This is a genomic window from Candidatus Methanoperedens sp. BLZ2, from assembly GCF_002487355.1.
GTDB lineage: Archaea > Halobacteriota > Methanosarcinia > Methanosarcinales > Methanoperedenaceae > Methanoperedens.
Genome location: NZ_NTMG01000056.1, coordinates 1 through 17,907, shown reverse-complemented (window position 1 = coordinate 17,907; position 17,907 = coordinate 1). Strand labels below are relative to the sequence as shown.

Sequence of the window (17,907 nt, the reverse complement as noted above, 5' to 3'; positions counted from 1 at the left end):
TTTTCTGTTTTGTTTTTTTCAAAGCTTTTCTTTTATGATATCATACTGGTTATATAAAACCATGCTCAGGATTATACATATCGACAAAGAATAGAACACCGTATCAGTACCAAGGCCGGTAAATCCTTTTTCCAGTACATACCTCAATCCCCCGATGATTGCCGCGATCATGAAAGCAAGACAGGCTGAGGCCACGGCGCCGCCAAGAAGGAACCAGGGATATACTGCCCCTCTTTTTTCATAAAAAACAGAAGCAAGGACGAAAAGGATCGCGAACATGAAAAAGAGAATATAAGGTTTGACCGGAAATGGATTGATCTTAATAATATAATTTATCCCGTAGACCACTGTTACCATTATAAGAATCGCGATCCCAAAGACTATTGAAAGTACCCTGATAAAATCCCCGGGAACGAATTTAACTTCTATTTTTCCTATGACAAAATATAAAATAAGGCTCAGTATCATGGATATGGAAAATGCATATGCAAGAGTCTCGATACCAATGCCTGACAATCCCTTTTCCCAGATATATTTCATTCCAGCCACACACGCTATTATCAGAAATGTCAAACACGCGGATGCTATTGCGCCGCCGATAAGCTCCCTGTGAAAAAAAGCTTTTTTCTCACGTTCAAAATATATTGTGAAGATCACGAACCCTATAGAGAATATGAACAGGAAATAATATGGCTCATAGGGAAAAACGATGTGACCGGTCTGGAAAATATAAGTGAGCCCATAGGCAACAGAGATCATGATAAATGCAATTCCGGCTACGATTGCCAGTATCCGGGTAAAGTCATTTGATTTGATTTTGATAGTATCCCTCTGAAAACAAAATATAATTAAGGGTATATAAACATGATGTCATTAAGAATCAAAACTCAAATAGCAATAATTTAATAATACAAGATAGTTATTGTGCTTTGTTAAGAGTGTAAAATTATTTAATTAATAAACATTCGGAGATAATCAAGAATGAAACTTCCTGTAGTTCATCTACCAGACATACAGGCGAACCAGCCTGATATAGCTATAACATTGACTCGCGTGGGGGTAACAGATGTCAAGAAACTTGTAGAAGTGGCGAGAAAGGATAAACGCCCTATCGTACTTGTATCTACATTTGATATCTTTGTTGACCTTCCTTCTGACAGGAAAGGCGCGAATTTATCAAGGAATTTTGAGGCCATAGATGAGGTGCTTGAAGAAATGATCGCATCTCCGGTTTATGAAATAGAGGACTTATGCAGCGAAGTCGCAAAAAGGCTGATCGACAGGCATGAATATGCTTTGATCGCTGAAGTAAGGATGAAAAGTGAATATATCCTTAAAAGGGAAACACCTGCGACAAAATTGAATTGCCAGGAAGTTGTAAATATTTTCGCCGAGGCAAAAGCGATACGTGGTAAAACACTCACCATAAGAAAACTTGTAGGCGCTGAAGTACTTGGTATCACCGCATGTCCATGTGCCCAGGAAATAATGGTTGATAAGGCACGAAAGGAATTAAAGAAGCTTGGCGTGGAATCGGATGTAGTTAAGAAATTCTTGAATAATGTGCCCATGCCCACACATAACCAGAGAGGGCGGGGTATAATTTCGATAGAAACTCATGACAGTCATTTTGTCTCGCTTGAAAAGATCATCAATATCATCGAGAATTCCATGAGTTCGCAGATGTTTGAATTATTGAAGCGGGCTGATGAGGCTATGATCGTTGAAAGAGCGCACAAGAATCCCAAATTTGTAGAAGATTGCGTGCGGACCATGGCCCAGAAAATCGTTAATCAATTCCCTGAGCTGCCGGATGACTCTGTTATTGTGGTAAAACAGATAAATGAAGAGAGCATCCACAGGCATAATGCATTCGCAGAAAGGAAATCAACACTTGGGGAATTGAGGCAGGAAATCAATAACATTGGGTGAGATGGATACTAATAGTTCACACGACAGAATTATTGTCATGATCATGTTTTCATCCATGGACATGTTTCAGCTCAGTTCAACTCATTATAAAATTCGAAAAGTTCGCAAAGCGTAGCAGCAAAATCTTTGCATCCTTTGAGTTCTGTGCGGTTGAAAATTCTATATTATCCCAGCATTTTAATGGATATTAACGTTAAGTAAACTATATATTTAAGTAATGCATTTGTATGATTTACATAATCATTATGAGGGATAATTTTGGCAAATAAGAAAAAAATACTAATCAAAAAGACGGGTGCAACCCGTGTAAAAGAAAATAAGACATTATATATAGGAATTGACCTTGGAACTAACCATACTGCAATATCGACAAGTGAAGGGAAGAAAAAGAGCATTCTTAGCGTTGTCGGTATCCCAAAAGATGCAGTAGCATCAAAATTCCTGAAGAAAGAGCGCCTGTATGGTGATGAAGCATTAAAACACAGGGTTGCTCTTAACATGTTCAAACCTATCGAGTCCGGGTTATTAAAGAACCAGAGAGAGGACCTTGAGGCTGCCAAGGGCCTGCTTCAATATATAATGGGGCTTGTGGATGCTAACCACGATGTAAAAAAGTATGCCATTATAGGAGTTCCGTCCCAGGCCAGCGTACTTAACAAAAAGATAATTACAGAAATGGCAAAAGGTTTCTTTGATGGGGTAATGGTTGCAAGCGAACCTTTTTGTGTTGCATATAACCTGGGAGAGATGGAACATTCCCTGGTCGTGGATATAGGGGCAGGGACCACGGATATATGCAGGGTACATGGTACTCTTCCGGAACCTGATGACCAGATAAGCAGCAACAAAGCCGGTGATTATATTGATGCTGAATTAGTGAGGCTGATCTCTGAAGAATATACCAATGTCAGGGTAACAAATGAAGTAGCAAAAAAATGGAAAGAACAGAGTTCATTCGTTGGTGAGTCTCAGGAAGAAATTGTTGTTGATGTACCTGTTGATTCTTCGATACTTAAATTATCAATTACAAAAGATATAAGAATGGCATGTGAATCCATTATTCCAGATATTATGTCCGGTATATCCAAACTGATATCCACATATGATCCTGACTTCCAGGAATATCTGCGCAATAATATCTGGCTGGCAGGCGGAGGAAGCCAGATCAGGAACATCGATGTTGTTCTAACCAAAGAACTTGAATTAATCGATGGCGGAAAAGTCTTCAAAGACACAGACCCTGTCTTTAGCGGTGCTAATGGAGCACTGAAACTGGCACAGGATATGCCGCCTGAATTCTGGCAAACTGCATAGATGCTGGAAAAGCTTACTGACACAACAATTGAAACCCAGAGGAAATGGCTGAAATTCCTTCTTGCAAGGGTCGGCCATAACAATCTCCCGAAGCTTTTTAATTACTACCAGAGCATAGGCTGGATCAGTGGATCAGCGGCTGAAAAACTACTCGATACCGCAAGTCTGGAGAAACGCTACAAAGGGGCCTCATGGACTCTTTCTGCCGAGGAACAGCGAATATCAAGACTTTTTATTGAGAAGCTAAAAGGGGAGGATATAAAAGATTCTCTTCTAAATGTTCCTTTTTCAGGAAAAGCGAGACCTGATGTTGAAAAAAAAATCCAGATCAAACCATCGGAACATATTCATCCTGCTGAAAAAAAGAAGATGGAGATCAGTATACACCGCCGCGAAGTCACTATCAATAACCTTGAGCAAGAACTGGAAGAAAAGTATGCAGAGATTGGAGGGCTAAAGGAAAGGATAAGGGAGCTTGAAAAAGCTCTTCTTGAAAATCAGAAAGAAATGATGAGAAAAAAGATATTTATGGATATCATGGATCAAAACATAAAGTTGAAAAAAGCAGTTCGAAGGGGCAAGAACAAGAACAAGAACCCTGAGAGGTCAAAAGAGCTGGTTTGACCAGAATAATCCCGGCAGAGCCGCCTGTCGGATTGATCAAGAAATTATTCATCTTTTTTGAATTTCAATGATTTGAAATGGGGGCCTTTCCAGTACACCATTTTCTCAACATTTATCTGTATGATCACATCGTTCTCACCAAGGGGCTTATTCTCTATTACTTTCTGATATTTGCTTTTAAATTCGTGATAGATGTCATAGTATAATTGCAGCGTCTCTTCAGACAGGAAATATATTGGTGCCTTATCTGTAATAGCGGCTGTACCCTGGGCCATAACTCCTTCATTATTGAAAGGATTTACAGGATCACGGATATCGATTGTAATACTGATATTGGGATTTTCAGACAGGTTCTTGACCTTTTTTGATCGATCATTTGTGATGAAAAAAAGTTTCTGTGAATTCTCATCGTATATGAAAAAAACCGGGGTCAGATGCGGCTGGTCATTTTTATCGCTTGTGCATACATAACCGAAATAATTACCGTACAGGATATTTCGTATTTCTTCGGGTATTCTCTCACTTAACGTTATCATGTTTATGCTTTTGATATTTTTTAATGCTATGTAGTTGTCAAAATTAGGTATTTTAATATTGTTTGTTGTATAATAATCGCCATGTCACCACATAACAGAACCTATTTTTAGTTAAATGTTACTATTTTGAAGTACAATTTTAATAAAAAGTGATGTTTTGACAGATGAAGAACTTTTTCTCTTAAATTCAAAAAGTATTGGGATGAATTGATTTGAATATAAAGCTAATCAAATATTCTAGAAGTCGATATGTATTTAATAATTTCTTGGGAGATTTCTACCAAGCTAGATACGGTCACAAAATCGTTCAAATATCCCATAATCCTATCCTTATTTGGTTTGCTTTTTATCATCTCTTTTTTCATTGATTCTAAATCAATTAACATATCATGATTATCTTTTAATGAACTATCAGCTAAAATCGAATCTGCTAATGCATTAACGAGAGCGTCTAAATGTACATCTCTTGGTATTTTTATTTGCTTTATATCAGTACCAATCGCAACTTGAGAATCTGTAATATTTTGAGCATTTATTGTGATATTCGGCTTATACTCACGGTGTTTTCTCATTTCTTCAATTAGTATTTGTGTTTCTGTTTTTCCATCTTGGATTATCTGCATAAAGTATGCATTAATTTCATTTCTTTATATAACTTCCGATGCATCTTTATATTCGCTCATCAATTAAGGCATGGTAGAAAATCTGATAGAAATAGATTATGTAAAAAGGTAAATTCTATGGATTCATTTCGAATTTTTTTTAGTTACTCAACAGATGATAAAACCATAGTAGGGAAGCTTAAAGAACAGCTTGAGTTCATGGGGTTTGAAGTTTTTTTAGCACACGATGATATTGAACCAAACATCGAATGGCAATATGATATTATTAAAAACATAAAAGGCTGTGATACTTTTATTCCGTTGTTGACAAAAAGTTTCCGAGAATCTGCCTGGACAGACCAAGAAATAGGCATGGCAGTAGCAACTGATAAGTTTATAGTTGCTCTCCAAGTAGATTTTCCCCCTTATGGTTTTCTTGGAAAGAATCAGGGCTTAAGAATAAAATTATCTGATATTATAAAAGATAACCCTGAGAATGTTAAAAGAGCCTTTAAATATTATGCTGAAAAAATTGCTAAAGTAATAATAAATAAATTTGGGGAAAATATGAAAAGCTTTGTCATCAATAATTTTATTAGAAGTAAGGATTTTTATCAGGCTAACGCAAGAGCTAAATTATTGGAGTTTTTTCCTGATTATACAGCCGAACAAGCCAATCAAGTACTTATAGCAACAATCGACAATACGAAAATTTATTATGGATATACTGCAAAAATAGAATTGACAAAGTTTTTTAAAAAGTATAGGGGTGTTCTAAATCTAACGGAAGATGGCATAATAAATATTTGGAGTGAGTAAATAGTATGCTTTGTAGCTAAAAACTCGTTAAAAACCGTTTAAATCTTTATGGAAAAGGAAAAAAGGAGAGACCGGGCTCAATTCGTGTTATTAATTATGTAAGGAGTAAACTTAAGAAAAAGTAAAATTCAATGCAATAGAACTCATAAAAATGAGCCTAATTGCATGTTTTTCAGATTCTATGCTTTAACCAATTTCTTGATGTCAAATAAAGGTATGTGATAATTCTTTGATACATCAAGTTCGGCTTTTATCAGTGCTTCATGTTCGTTTATACCGCTATACATGAATGCTTTCTTTCTCTTTGAGATGGCAGAAAGTACGTCGAATATGTCCATTTTTGCCTCGCCTCCTTAATATCTTATGTATTTCTATAAATATAAAACTATTTAATAATTAATAATAATGAAAATTCTTAATCATGACAGAACATAACTTGCCTTTGTTATATGTTAAAAGTAAAGTGGGGTTAAGCTGTTTGTATTGGGTCCCTGCTTTTAACCCTTTAGACATCAGTGAGCCCATCCAATAAATCAACATATAATCCTACCTTATATCTACATAAATTTCCATTCTTCCAATATAGACAGTTGCTACATAATTTAATTAGCAAAAGTGAATAATAGTGTAACAGTTACAATATATGCAAGTAAAAATCGTATTTGTAAATCTCTTATACTATTGTAAAATTACAATAGGAATCATGACAATTGACTCGTACATGGAATTTCGAGTTATTGCCTATTGTAACTTGTTACAATAGGAAGGGCAATTTTTGGATGGGCTCGACATCAGTTATATCGTTCTATATTGGTAGTCTTTGCTCATATACAATAATTGACCGTTGATAGTAGGGGATGGATTTTTAAAAGGTGGATCTAGGGATCCGCATATTTACAGCGTCGGGGTCAAGGGGTAGAGAACGCCAGCCCTTTGGAAGGGCTGGATGAATCGTACCCCTTGGAATACTTTCACTTCCCTCTCCTAAAGCATATATCCTGCTATACCGAAACAGGAAGTAGCATGAGAAAAACATACCAATTCAGATTATACCCGAATAAGAATCAGGAAGTTAAACTGAATAGTACACTTTCCACATGCCGACGCCTATACAACGATTCTCTGGCTGAACGAAAACTACAGGCGGAGCTTAACAGGTTAAGAAGAGAATTTAACGTTTGTCCTTGGGGAAAACCTGAATGGATAAGCTGTTATGAGCAACAAAAAGCAACGGCAGCCAACAAAACATCCTATCAAAAAGAAGTTTTTTCTCAGGTACTACAAAATGTTCTCAAAAGAGTGGATAGAAGTTTCAAAAATTTTTTCAATGGCTTTGGTTATCCGAGATTTCAGGGAAGGAATAGGTACAATTCATTCACATACCCACAGTCTGGATTTGGAATTGAAGATGGGAAAATAATTCTTTCAAAAATCGGAGCTATCAAGCTCATTCAGCATCGAGAGATAGAAGGAAAGATAAAAACCTGTACGATTAAAAAGGATATTGACCAATGGTATGTCAGTTTTTCAGTAGAAATGGATAATCCTGTATCTGTTGAAATCAAAAACGAAATTGGGGTAGATGTAGGTCTTTCCTCTTTGCTCAGACTGAACAACGATGATAGAATCGAACCGCCTGAGTTCCTGAGAGAATCAGAAAAGAAATTAACAAAGCGACAGATAAGGCTTTCGCGGAAAAAGAAAGGAAGCCATAACAGGAAAAAACAGGTTAAGATCGTAGCCAAAACTCATCGGGCGATCAGGAATCAGAGAAAAGATTTTGCTCACAAGATAAGCAGGATGCTTGTCAATAAGTATGATAAAATTGTTTTTGAGGATTTGCAGATACGAAACATGATGCAGAACCACCATATTGCCAAATCCATAGCTGATGCAGGATGGTATCAGCTGATCCGGTTCACGACTTTCAAGGCAGAATGTGCCGGAAAGATCGTTGAGCAGATCAATCCGAAAGGAACATCACAGAATTGCAGTGGATGTGATAGTCCAGTACCGAAAGACCTTTCAGTGAGGATACATTCATGTCCTTTCTGTGGTCTTGTTCTGGATAGGGACACTAATGCTGCAAGAAATATATTAGCAAGATCAAAAAGTACCGCAGGAACTGCGGGAATTAACGCTTGTCCGAGTGGACTCAATAGGGCCATGATGACGCAAGACGCGCAAGCCCTTTAGAGTTGCGTAGTTCACACCGGTACACTTATTTGTTTTGCGCCTCTCCAATAGATTATTTTAACTGGTTTTACTTCCACAAGTATCCTTGCAATAATTGGTGTCAGTTGCCATGCTTTTGGTAATTCTGAAGTTGAATATTTCTTTGTGTATTCAGGATATTTTTTCATAAATAACTTAAGAGCCGCAAGCATATCTATGAAATGCATTGGAATGTCCATTATGCCGTAGATTTTGACTTCCCCCGTAAAAAGAACTGCTTTGTTTTCATATATGTTACTCATATCCCTTTTATCTATCAGGAAAGCGACCTTGTTGTTTTCCTGCATGATCTTTAGTTTTTTCGCTTCTTTGGATGTATTAAAAAAGATTTTCTGTCCGTCAAAAATATAAACAACCGGAGTTACATGGGTTTTTCCTTTCAGGGAAGTGCCGATATATGCGAAACTTGATTCATTTACCAGATTATAGATATCTGGAGGAAGCCACGGCACTGTTGAGATTATATATGCTGAGTAAAGCGAGGTAAGAGTTACAAAACCCATGAAAAACAATGTGATCACGACCAAAAAAGCATCTTTCTTGAACAGGGGCAATAAAAGAAGGGAAATAATTCCGAAGAAGACATTATTAATATCAAGTTTTTGAAGGTATCGAAGTTCAGTGTATGGCGTATGTTCAAGCTCACTTCTTTTTTCCGCAAGTTTTTTAAGTCTTATAGATCTCCATAAAGCAAGGACTGATGTCCATAACCCAAGCCCCATCCTGTAGCAAATATCCCATATCAGGAGACTTACGAACAATAATAAAACCGGGTGAGGAGCTTTTCCAAGCCACATATCCAGTAAATCCGTGCCAAAATAGTAAAGATAAAACATAAAAGGGATGAAAATAACCAGCCCTGGCACAGCCTCATAATGATTTTTATGGAAAAGTATCCCTTTATATCTCTCAAGTAATTCATTTTCATCCTTGCTTAACGGGGCCCTGAATTTACGAAGTGTTGGCGCAAGTTGCAGGATCAGAAGACTCCATGACACTGCTACAAGGATGGCAAGTGAGCCATATAGCAGGGAAATCTGTTCAAGATCAAAGATAAAACCAAGGGTTATGCCGATTACAAGAAGCAATAAAAATTGGAGAAGGATGCTGTATTTGTAGGACAGTAGAGAAAAAGGAGGTATCCTGCCAACGATTTCTTCATATATCCACTTCTTTTCCTTCATGGGCTCATTCTCCATTTAATGTTCTGATGGAATGCATCAATAATAAACCCATAATATTAATCGCTATCAGAGAACAAATCGATAATATTATTTATAACTTATTACATTTATACCGTTGGTGAGGTATAATGAACTTTAAAATTATTTCAATATTTATCATGGTATTATCTTTGATTTTCCTGGGATGTGTTGATGAGGAAACTGGCGTAACTCCAGTTCCGACTCCAATAGCAACGCTGACTGCTACGCCGACTCCAGTGCCCACGGTGGTCCCGACAACTGTGCAGCCAACACCGATACCGACAACCGCCAGAACGCAGATATTATATACTTCTGATGTTGACGATTTATATGGGTTTTACAAGGTAACCGTAAGAAATGGTTCATCAAATTATACTAATCGTACACTTACAATAAATGCAGGTGATACAGTCAAATGGATAAGTGTAACTGAGACGAATTATCCTCTAACGGTCGTAAGTCAGGAGGGCTTATGGGACAATTCCAGTTCCAGATTGAGGACTTCATATAGCTGGTTCAATTACACATTTAACAATCCTGGAAATTATGAGGTTTACATAAAGGAATTCCCGAAACTTGCTCACCAGAAGATCATCGTGAATCCCTGAACCATAAACTAAAAAATATTTTTAAATGAATTAATCATTATGAATCATGATGATTAATTCGTAAACTTTAAATGTAAAACATAGGAAGTGCATTTCCTAACAAAATCATTTTAGTATCGAATTGATGTGACTAGAATAGAGTTACTGCTCAGCAGTAAACAGCTACATAGAGATAGGAGGCGGTTTTATACACAAAGAAGAGTTAATCCAGCTGCATACACTAATGGTGCAAATGAAGAAGTTTTTTGAGGAAAATGGCCATGGAGAATTTGTACAATACCAGTCCCTTCAGATAAGCCCCATACACGTGCATCGAAGCAAAGCCGAACACAAACATGCAATTTTCATTCTTGGTAAAGAGATAGCTTCTGTAATGACACTTGATGAATTCTCAGGACCGGGAAGAACACAGGTGCGAATGCAGGAACTTGCAAGCCGCGCTGTGGATGAAATGATGCATTAAAAAATAAAAAAACGTCTCTTTTTTTTCAAGCTTTCGAAACATTTCGAAGCATATATTAGGTACTACAATAAAAATAACGGATTGTTTGATGACCCGTAATGGATATTTTTGGGTTCATCATGTGAGGGATATTTTATGGAACTCAATGGAGTAGAGATAGAAGATACATTTGCGGAAGCATTTCCGATAAAGATAGCTAGAATATTGATCACAGGCTCAACACGGCGATGGGCAATGGTTGCGGCACAGGAGGCAACAGGCTTTGGAACCTCTGTAATAATGTGCCCTGCCGAAGCCGGCATTGAAAAGGTTGTTGATGGCAGTGAGACACCTGACGGCAGGCCTGGTGTATATATTTATATATGCACGTTTGGATATAAGAGTCTTGAAGAGCAGTTATTAAAACGTCTCGGCCAGTGCGTCCTGACTGCCCCAACTGCTGCAATGTGGAATGGACTTCCGAATGCTGAGAAGCAATTTGATACGGGATTCAAGCTCAAGTTCTTTGGTGATGGATTTGAATCCGAAACCAATATTGGTGGAAGAAAAGCATATAAGATCCCCATGATGCAGGGCGACTTCATTACTGAGCACAGTATCGGAGCGCAGGAAGGCATTGCAGGCGGCAATTTCTTTATTATGGCAGATACGCAGATGACGGCTCTTACCGCTGCTGAAAATGCGGCTGATTCAATAATGATGCAGACAGGTACGATCACTCCTTTCCCTGGCGGTATCGTGGCAAGCGGCTCAAAGGTTGGATTTACAAATTATAAATTCATGAAAGCAACAACCAATGAAAAATTCAGCCCTTCAATAAAAGCAAAGATAAAAGATACAAATGTGCCTGCTGATGTAAATGCAATATATGAGATCGTTATCAATGGACTTGATACGGAATCAATAAGCAGGTCCATGAAAGCTGGCATCGCTGCGGCTGTAAGGGTCCCTGGTGTCAAGAAGATAAGCGCAGGGAACTATGGAGGCACCCTGGGCCCACATAAATTCTACCTCAAAGACCTTATTTAAACAGGGGTGAATTCCCCTTTTCTTTTTTTACTGAAATTCTTTATATTATTTGAAAATCTATTCTAATAAGAAGCGACATTCAAAGGTGAACCACATGAAAGACGTTATTGAAATAATAAAAACGCGGCGATGTGTCCGTAATTACAAAGAAGACCAGATCCCTGATGACGATATTAAATTCCTCATCGATTGCGCCGGATATACCCCTTCAGGTTTGAATATGCAGCCATGGGGTTTTTTGGTGATAAAAAATAAAGATGTTTTACGGCGGCTTTCAGAATTTGGAAAAAAATTCATGATCCCGTTGCTGGAACAATTTAAAAATACATCACAGGCTGCGGCTGATTTTCTTGCATTTCTTAAAACAGAAGGCTCAGATATGTTCTATAACGCACCTTTGATGGTAATAATCCTTGGGAATAATAAAGCACCTACGGCAGTTTATGATTGCTCAATGGCAGCCCAGACAATGATGCTTGCTGCCCATTCCATAGGGATCGGTAGCTGCTGGATAGGAGGCGTCCAGCGCGCCCTGATGGATGAAAAAATCATGAAAGAACTTGGCGTACCTGAAGGATACATCATTGTTGCTCCACTGATATTCGGGTATCCGAAAGGCAGTACGGAAATGCCTGAAAGGAAAGAGCCTGAAGTGGTCTGGGTGAAATAGGATAGAAGATGGTTGATTTTTTGTTATGCGTTTTTCTATCTGCGATCAATGCAACAAGCAGGATATTTGTATCCAGGAAGAGTTCTCAAAAAAAGTTCGGGAATTTCAGGCGCTTTTTCCCGCAATAAATGCACAGAATTAATATTACCATCTCAACGTCTTCTGCCATGCATCCTTAAGCACATCGATCCCTTCGCTCAGCACCACTTTCTCCCCGTCCATCACAGTAAATTCCTGCCGCGCTGTGACAGCGCCAACATCTGCGAACACATTTCCTTTCATGAGCGCCTCGAATCTCTTCACATTTCCAGGCGCCACTGTGACCACAAAGCGGCTCTGGGATTCTGAGAATAATATCGTATCAGACCGCTTGATGTTCTCAACAGGGACTTTCGTTAGCTCTATCGTCATTCCGAGATCGCCTGAAAATGCGCTTTCAGCCAGCGCCACGGCAAGACCACCGTCAGAGCAGTCATGGCAGGAGGCAACAACGCCGGAATTTATGGCTTTTTCAAGAGCGATATACAATTTTCTTGCAGAACTGGCATTCACTCCTGGGACATCATTCCCGATAAATCCCAGGGATGCATAATATTCTGAAGCTCCAAGTTCGTCTTTCGTAATACCCAGAACGTAAACCCTGTCATCAGGATGCTTCACGTCCATTGTCACTGCTTTTCGCACATCTTCAATTTTACCGATCGTTGAAAAAAGAACAGTTGGGGGAATGGATATTTTCCTGCCCCCTATCTGGTAATCGTTCTTCATGCTATCTTTGCCTGAAATGCAGGGGACACCATACGCTTTCGTGTAATCATACAGCGCCATGTTGGCCCGCACGAGCTGCCCGAGTTTATATTCGCCGTCAGGTGTTTTTTCTGATTTCTCAGGGTCGCACCAGCAAAAATTATCAAGACCTGCAAGATGATCAAACGAACCGCCTACTGCAATGTGATTCCGTACTGCTTCGTCGATGGCGCAGGCCGTCATGTGGTACGTATCAATATCACCGTATCTCGGACAAATGCCATTTGCAACAACAACTCCTTCCATGTTATCAAGCAGCGGACGGATAACCGCTGCATCACTCGGACCATCACCCGTCAATGGTTTGATGACTGATCCTGCCTGAACTTCATGATCATACTGCCTGATGACATATTCTTTTGAACAAATATTAAGACGTGAGAGAAGATTTTTCAGAGCAGCGGTCAAATCTACAACACCAAGCACAGGCTCTTCAAATTTACGCTGTATCCACCGAGCATTCAGTTTCATGGTCGGAAGACCATTATGCAGAAACTCCATATCCAGATAAGCCACATTCCTATCCCCGTATTTTACATGGAATTTACCTGAATCTGTAAAGGTTCCGATAACTGTGGCCTCAACATCCCTTGTTTTAGCAAGAGTGAGGATCTCATCGATCTTCTCCGGAGAAACAGCAAGCGTCATTCTCTCCTGTGACTCTGAAACAAGGATTTCCCATGGGTCAAGTCCCGGATATTTCAGGGGGCATTTATCAAGTTCGATCAGGCATCCTCCTGAAAGCTGCGCCATCTCACCCACCGATGATGAAAGGCCGCCTGCGCCGTTATCTGTTATTGATCCATATAATCCCTTATCGCGCGCCTCAAGCAGGAAATCAAGCATCTTCTTCTGGGTTATGGGGTCGCCTATCTGTACCGCGGTAACAGGTGAATCCTCATCAAGTTGCAGTGATGAGAATGTTGCGCCATGGATGCCGTCTTTACCGATACGGCCGCCGGTCATTACTATAAGGTCACCACTATGGATCTCCTTCAGGTGGGAGGGTTTTCCATTGATCATTGAAGGCATTATTCCGCCAGTTCCGCAATATACGAGAGGTTTTCCAAGATACCTCACATCAAAAACGATACATCCGTTCACTGTGGGAATACCGGATTTATTTCCGCCATGTTCAACGCCGCGTCTTACACCTTCAAATATTCTCTTGGGATGAAGAAGCCGTGGTGGAAGCTCTTTATCATAAAAAGGAGATGCAAAACAAAATATATCAGTATTAAATATCAATCGGGCACCGATTCCCGTGCCCATGGGATCGCGGTTCACGCCAACAATACCTGTTATGGCGCCGCCGTAAGGATCAAGAGCAGAAGGGGTGTTGTGGGTTTCCACCTTCATGACAAGATTGTACTCATCATTGAATTTGATCACGCCCGCATTATCGGTAAAAACAGAAACAAGCCATGGTTTGTTTATTTCCTTTGTGGCGCGCTTTATGAAAGTATTAAAAAGAGAGTTTATTACAAGGCTTCCTTTATCATCCGAATAAGTTATCTGGCTATTGAATATTTTATGTTTGCAGTGCTCAGACCACGTCTGGGCAAGCACTTCTATTTCCACATCCGTAGGAAGTGTTAGCCCAAGGTCTTTCCTTTGCGTTCTCATCTTTTCCGTATTAAAATATTCCTTGAGAGCGATCATTTCCCCATGATTTAAAGCAAGAAGTCTCTGCGTGCTTAATTCCTTTAATTTTGTATCACTTATATTAAGGTCAAGTTCCACAACTGCTGGTTTATGTTTTCCTTTTACGATAGGAAGCGGCAGATGTACACCTTTTTGTTTATCCCAATCTTTACTATTGATTATTACCCATCGTTCAATAAGGGTGTTTGCAAGAAGCCCTCCCGCGATCTTATCAGCATCTTCTTTTGTGATCTTCCCGTTTATCAAATATTGTCTTGAAAAATATACCCCTTTTATTGTGGTTTTCAGGATATCTTCAGATGCTTTTTTCGCGGTAGCTCCGACGTTATCAGTCACACCAGGCTTAAAGCCCACTTCAATGAGCCAGGAAAAATCCTCAGCAAGCGGTTTATGGGAATATTCCTGTATCACGGGATCTGCAAACAATTCTTCACCGAGAATCTTTATCTGTTCATTGGAAATATCTGCATCGATAGTATAAACATCAAGTGTCCTGACATTTTCAACATTTATGTGCAGGTCTTCAACTATCCTTTTTCTTGTGCTGTCTCCCAGTGCATCTTTTATCCCTTTTTTAAAACCGACTTCAATTCTGCTGGCCATTATTCATTCCTTTTTGTTGATCCTGGTTCTGTATCGCTAAACGCGTTATATTATGAGAAGCTGATATAAAAAAATATGTAATTAGAACCAGTGAACTGTTGTAACAAAATCAAAAATATGAATCAAGAAAAAGAATGATGGCCAATTTATGATGTAATCATAATTTTTTAATATCTGATCCTGATTGAAACTTTTTACCAGCATGCACCATGCCTGCCAGGATAGCAGCTGGTGGGGCCACAAGGGCTGCTACTAATCCCGTTATAAATGCCGTTTGTATCGATGCATAAACTGCAATTATGCCCAAAGACAGAAGAATTATTATAGAACATAATTTATCTATTTCAGTATGCATATTTGAATCTCCTTATTTTATATGTAATTTTTGCGCAATTTGAAATTGCACTGGTACCGATATGTTAACTTCATTAAGCAGAAAGATAGAAGAACAATTACAACGCTCAATTCGTTTATTCCGAACATATGTGACCTCCTTATTTTATTGTGCAATTTATGCACAATATGACAATATACCTTAAAGTATATAAAATTATCTAAAAACGCAACATTTGCCCAGAGAACCTATGAATATCAAAATGAGGAAAAATAAGTGGAAAAGACTTATAAGACTTATAACTGATATTCGCAGCCTGCGCCCTGTCCTATCCCCTCATCCACCCGTACATGGATCTTCGTGATATTATCTGCTCCACTGGCTTTCAGACCTTTAGCTAAATTTGATGCGAAATATTTGCACAGGTCTTCGGCACTCACGGAATTTGTGGGGAGGAACATAATATCTTCAAGAGGAAGAACATATCTTTTTTTGCTATCAATGATCTCAATCGATACGCCATCACTTTTCTGTATCAGGAGGCGCGGGTCTTTTTCTGCGATTAGGACCTTGTGGTCAAGCCTGTCGCAAATCCTGTTAACTATTCCTTTTACGGTCTCAAAATCAATAATGAACTCACCCTTCTGTTCGCCCTCGATCCTGACGCTGATAGCGTATGTATGACCATGAAGGCATCCGCATTTTGGGTGATTGGGGATGAAGTGGCATGCTGAAAATCTCAGTTTTGCCATCCAGCCGTCTATTTCAATGAACATGTGTTCGCTTAAGTACTCATGCAAGTATAATCTTTTCCTCCATATTTTCGAGACTTTTTAATTTATTCTGAAAAATGAATATTTACGTGGGTACTCAACCATAGAGTACGCAGAGACCACCGAGAGAGGTCATTTCATTTATCTCTGTGTTCTCTGTGCCCTCTGTGGTTTTTTTATACAATAAAATAATACTAATGTCATAATATCCTATTTAACCATGGCCAAAATATCGTCCACGTCCATTATTTTAATATTGTCCATTTTCATTTCGTTTTTATTTTTTGTTATGAATATTTTTTCTGCTTTGATAAAAGTTGTTTTTTCCACGAATTTTTTTAGATCGTTGCTATCGTATTTTCCCCATTTTACTTCTCCAATGATAACCGCCTTATTTCTTACGGTTATAATGAAGTCCAGCTCTTTTGAAGGCGTTACATAATATTCTTTTTTTCCATGGTAGGCGCTGGCGAACAAATCCCCGATAAAATTTTGGACTGCAAAATTTCTTAGTTTTTCTATAGTCGGCCTTGCTTCTTCAAAACTTACGTCCCTGTCTTCAAAACCGTATCGGTCAGCAAGATAGAAAAAAGCCTCCATAACAGGTGAAGACAATCGGTACATTTTTTTCTTTGAGGAATATATCGGCAGGGGATCCACCAGCCCCATGCCTTCCATATTTTTAATATACGGAATTATCAAAGAGCTGTCTGCCCGAGTGATCACCTTTCTGCTGGCAAGGATCGAGGCAATATTTTTGTAATCCAATTCGCCTGCTCCTATAAGCCTCAATATGGCCTCATATACCTTCGTGAACTCTCTTTCCTCTTCAGTAAATATCTCTCCGACAAGCGAAGGAACCGTGAATTTCGAATATTTCAAGAGATCATATATGACCTTTTCACTATCGCTTTCCTTCGTATAAAAGGGAATAGTCCAGGCATCTGCAAGATATGGGGCAAGTTCAATTGCCTGCATCGCATCCATTTTTTTTGAAAGCTCCCGTAATATGTTCACTGGCCTTATCAGCCCGAGCTTGTACTGCATAGCCAATCCAAGGAGCGGTGATTTGCTTCCGAACAGCTTTTTTATAACCCTCATGCTGGAGCCTGAAAGGATAACCTTTCCTTTTGGATGAAGAGTGGATATTCGCTCAATAACAGATTCAGGAAGCCTCTGGAACTCATCTATCACCACTTTTTTATCAGCAAGAAGCAGCTCCGATACTGCCCTTGAAAAATCGTCCATATTGTTTATTCTGCTGATGATGAACTTTTCGGCTAAAATGCTGCCATCCCTGTTTACCCTGAAAAAGACATCGTATTCCAGGAAGTTTTTTATTAAAAATGTTTTCCCCACTTTTTTTCTTCCATATATTAATATCCAGCCGTTTAATTTTTTTATTTCATCGGACTCGTCCCTGTATATAATTTCTGAACCCCTATTCATGAATGGTGGTTCAGGATTTATATAGGTTTCCTTAACTTGAGAGTGTTTCAATTCATGTTGGAAATTTTGTTGTGATACAATATAATCTATGGACTTGTATAGAATTAAACGCCTATCTTAAGTTTTAGGGCTTGATAAGACAGAAAGAAGGCGCACAACTTGGAAGAACCTAAAAGCGTTCTACGCAGGCTGTCCCAAATCCCACTTCAATGAAAAAATGACATTATTTTCAATTCGAG

General features: G+C 38.8%; 18 protein-coding genes. 9 read left to right on the top strand and 9 right to left on the bottom strand.

Features of this window, described 5'->3' with window-relative positions; all coding sequences use genetic code 11:
* Positions 1–18: 18 nt before the first annotated feature.
* The gene (locus CL181_RS10125; protein ID WP_097299194.1) at positions 19–759 is read right to left on the bottom strand and encodes a hypothetical protein; all 741 of its coding nucleotides are present in this window, start codon (positions 757–759) and stop codon (positions 19–21) included.
* 222 nt (positions 760–981) lie between these two features.
* Between CL181_RS10125 and mptA the strand changes: the two genes are divergently transcribed.
* The 3 genes from mptA (at position 982) to CL181_RS10110 (ending at position 3,870) form a co-directional block, all read left to right on the top strand.
* Positions 982–1,932 carry a GTP cyclohydrolase MptA gene (gene mptA, locus CL181_RS10120; RefSeq protein WP_097299193.1) on the top strand — a complete coding sequence of 317 codons (951 nt, stop codon included), beginning with the start codon at positions 982–984 and terminating at the stop codon, positions 1,930–1,932.
* A 258-nt stretch (positions 1,933–2,190) separates the two neighbouring features.
* Complete coding sequence (locus CL181_RS10115) at positions 2,191–3,246, top strand: rod shape-determining protein (protein ID WP_176505159.1); 1,056 nt, start codon at positions 2,191–2,193, stop codon at positions 3,244–3,246.
* Complete coding sequence (locus CL181_RS10110) at positions 3,247–3,870, top strand: FlaD/FlaE family flagellar protein (protein WP_097299191.1); 624 nt, start codon at positions 3,247–3,249, stop codon at positions 3,868–3,870. It abuts the gene before it with no gap.
* A 44-nt stretch (positions 3,871–3,914) separates the two neighbouring features.
* Here the strand turns inward: CL181_RS10110 and CL181_RS10105 are convergent, their stop codons facing one another.
* Positions 3,915–4,406, bottom strand: coding sequence for a pyridoxamine 5'-phosphate oxidase family protein (locus tag CL181_RS10105; protein ID WP_097299190.1), 492 nt, complete (start codon positions 4,404–4,406; stop codon positions 3,915–3,917).
* Between the two features lie 224 nt (positions 4,407–4,630).
* A complete protein-coding gene (locus CL181_RS10100; protein WP_097299189.1) occupies positions 4,631–5,029 on the bottom strand; it encodes a hypothetical protein in 399 nt (132 codons plus the stop codon).
* Positions 5,030–5,146: 117 nt separating this feature from the next.
* Between CL181_RS10100 and CL181_RS10095 the strand changes: the two genes are divergently transcribed.
* Entirely contained in the window at positions 5,147–5,827 is a 681-nt protein-coding gene (locus CL181_RS10095) for a toll/interleukin-1 receptor domain-containing protein (RefSeq protein WP_097299188.1), read from the top strand.
* Positions 5,828–6,006: 179 nt separating this feature from the next.
* Here CL181_RS10095 and CL181_RS20340 read toward each other — a convergent pair whose 3' ends face one another.
* Positions 6,007–6,165 carry a hypothetical protein gene (locus CL181_RS20340; protein WP_176505158.1) on the bottom strand — a complete coding sequence of 53 codons (159 nt, stop codon included), beginning with the start codon at positions 6,163–6,165 and terminating at the stop codon, positions 6,007–6,009.
* 685 nt (positions 6,166–6,850) lie between these two features.
* Here CL181_RS20340 and CL181_RS10090 point away from each other — a divergent pair.
* On the top strand, positions 6,851–8,023 hold the full coding sequence (locus CL181_RS10090; protein WP_217993144.1) for an RNA-guided endonuclease TnpB family protein: 1,173 nt from the start codon (positions 6,851–6,853) through the stop codon (positions 8,021–8,023).
* Positions 8,024–8,034: 11 nt separating this feature from the next.
* Here the strand turns inward: CL181_RS10090 and CL181_RS10085 are convergent, their stop codons facing one another.
* A complete protein-coding gene (locus CL181_RS10085; protein WP_176505157.1) occupies positions 8,035–9,246 on the bottom strand; it encodes a pyridoxamine 5'-phosphate oxidase family protein in 1,212 nt (403 codons plus the stop codon).
* Between the two features lie 128 nt (positions 9,247–9,374).
* On the opposite strand from CL181_RS10085, the gene CL181_RS20335 reads away from it, so the two are divergent.
* The 4 genes from CL181_RS20335 to CL181_RS10065 all read left to right on the top strand — a co-directional run bounded on the left by CL181_RS20335 (position 9,375) and on the right by CL181_RS10065 (position 12,037).
* Positions 9,375–9,875, top strand: a complete 501-nt coding sequence (locus CL181_RS20335) for a hypothetical protein (protein WP_097299186.1) — start codon at positions 9,375–9,377, stop codon at positions 9,873–9,875.
* Between the two features lie 166 nt (positions 9,876–10,041).
* Positions 10,042–10,338 (top strand): UPF0058 family protein, encoded by a 297-nt coding sequence (locus CL181_RS10075; protein ID WP_320410176.1) that lies wholly within the window; start codon positions 10,042–10,044, stop codon positions 10,336–10,338.
* Positions 10,339–10,473: 135 nt separating this feature from the next.
* Positions 10,474–11,367: a formylmethanofuran--tetrahydromethanopterin N-formyltransferase gene (fhcD, locus tag CL181_RS10070; protein ID WP_097299184.1), complete on the top strand. Its 894-nt coding sequence runs from the start codon at positions 10,474–10,476 to the stop codon at positions 11,365–11,367.
* Between the two features lie 94 nt (positions 11,368–11,461).
* Entirely contained in the window at positions 11,462–12,037 is a 576-nt protein-coding gene (locus CL181_RS10065; RefSeq protein WP_097299183.1) for a nitroreductase family protein, read from the top strand.
* A 144-nt stretch (positions 12,038–12,181) separates the two neighbouring features.
* Here CL181_RS10065 and purL read toward each other — a convergent pair whose 3' ends face one another.
* From purL to CL181_RS10045, 4 genes are all read right to left on the bottom strand, one after another.
* Entirely contained in the window at positions 12,182–15,112 is a 2,931-nt protein-coding gene (gene purL / locus CL181_RS10060; protein ID WP_097299182.1) for a phosphoribosylformylglycinamidine synthase subunit PurL, read from the bottom strand.
* A gap of 157 nt (positions 15,113–15,269) precedes the next feature.
* Positions 15,270–15,467 carry a hypothetical protein gene (locus tag CL181_RS10055; RefSeq protein WP_097299181.1) on the bottom strand — a complete coding sequence of 66 codons (198 nt, stop codon included), beginning with the start codon at positions 15,465–15,467 and terminating at the stop codon, positions 15,270–15,272.
* Positions 15,468–15,742: 275 nt separating this feature from the next.
* Positions 15,743–16,222 (bottom strand): 6-pyruvoyl tetrahydropterin synthase family protein, encoded by a 480-nt coding sequence (locus CL181_RS10050; protein WP_097299180.1) that lies wholly within the window; start codon positions 16,220–16,222, stop codon positions 15,743–15,745.
* Between the two features lie 207 nt (positions 16,223–16,429).
* Entirely contained in the window at positions 16,430–17,668 is a 1,239-nt protein-coding gene (locus tag CL181_RS10045; RefSeq protein ID WP_097299179.1) for an AAA family ATPase, read from the bottom strand.
* Positions 17,669–17,907 lie beyond the last annotated feature (239 nt).

Excerpts from the sequence above, each read along its gene's own strand:
- CL181_RS10125 (WP_097299194.1), bottom strand. The coding sequence starts at position 759 with ATGATCTCTGTTGCCTATGGGCTCACTTATATTTTCCAGACCGGTCAC.
- mptA (WP_097299193.1), top strand. The coding sequence starts at position 982 with ATGAAACTTCCTGTAGTTCATCTACCAGACATACAGGCGAACCAGCCT.
- CL181_RS10110 (WP_097299191.1), top strand. The coding sequence starts at position 3,247 with ATGCTGGAAAAGCTTACTGACACAACAATTGAAACCCAGAGGAAATGG.
- CL181_RS10105 (WP_097299190.1), bottom strand. The coding sequence starts at position 4,406 with ATGATAACGTTAAGTGAGAGAATACCCGAAGAAATACGAAATATCCTG.
- CL181_RS10100 (WP_097299189.1), bottom strand. The coding sequence starts at position 5,029 with ATGCAGATAATCCAAGATGGAAAAACAGAAACACAAATACTAATTGAA.
- CL181_RS10095 (WP_097299188.1), top strand. The coding sequence starts at position 5,147 with ATGGATTCATTTCGAATTTTTTTTAGTTACTCAACAGATGATAAAACC.
- CL181_RS20340 (WP_176505158.1), bottom strand. The coding sequence starts at position 6,165 with ATGGACATATTCGACGTACTTTCTGCCATCTCAAAGAGAAAGAAAGCA.
- CL181_RS10090 (WP_217993144.1), top strand. The coding sequence starts at position 6,851 with ATGAGAAAAACATACCAATTCAGATTATACCCGAATAAGAATCAGGAA.
- CL181_RS10085 (WP_176505157.1), bottom strand. The coding sequence starts at position 9,246 with ATGAAGGAAAAGAAGTGGATATATGAAGAAATCGTTGGCAGGATACCT.
- CL181_RS20335 (WP_097299186.1), top strand. The coding sequence starts at position 9,375 with ATGAACTTTAAAATTATTTCAATATTTATCATGGTATTATCTTTGATT.
- fhcD (WP_097299184.1), top strand. The coding sequence starts at position 10,474 with ATGGAACTCAATGGAGTAGAGATAGAAGATACATTTGCGGAAGCATTT.
- CL181_RS10065 (WP_097299183.1), top strand. The coding sequence starts at position 11,462 with ATGAAAGACGTTATTGAAATAATAAAAACGCGGCGATGTGTCCGTAAT.
- purL (WP_097299182.1), bottom strand. The coding sequence starts at position 15,112 with ATGGCCAGCAGAATTGAAGTCGGTTTTAAAAAAGGGATAAAAGATGCA.
- CL181_RS10055 (WP_097299181.1), bottom strand. The coding sequence starts at position 15,467 with ATGCATACTGAAATAGATAAATTATGTTCTATAATAATTCTTCTGTCT.
- CL181_RS10050 (WP_097299180.1), bottom strand. The coding sequence starts at position 16,222 with ATGTTCATTGAAATAGACGGCTGGATGGCAAAACTGAGATTTTCAGCA.
- CL181_RS10045 (WP_097299179.1), bottom strand. The coding sequence starts at position 17,668 with ATGAATAGGGGTTCAGAAATTATATACAGGGACGAGTCCGATGAAATA.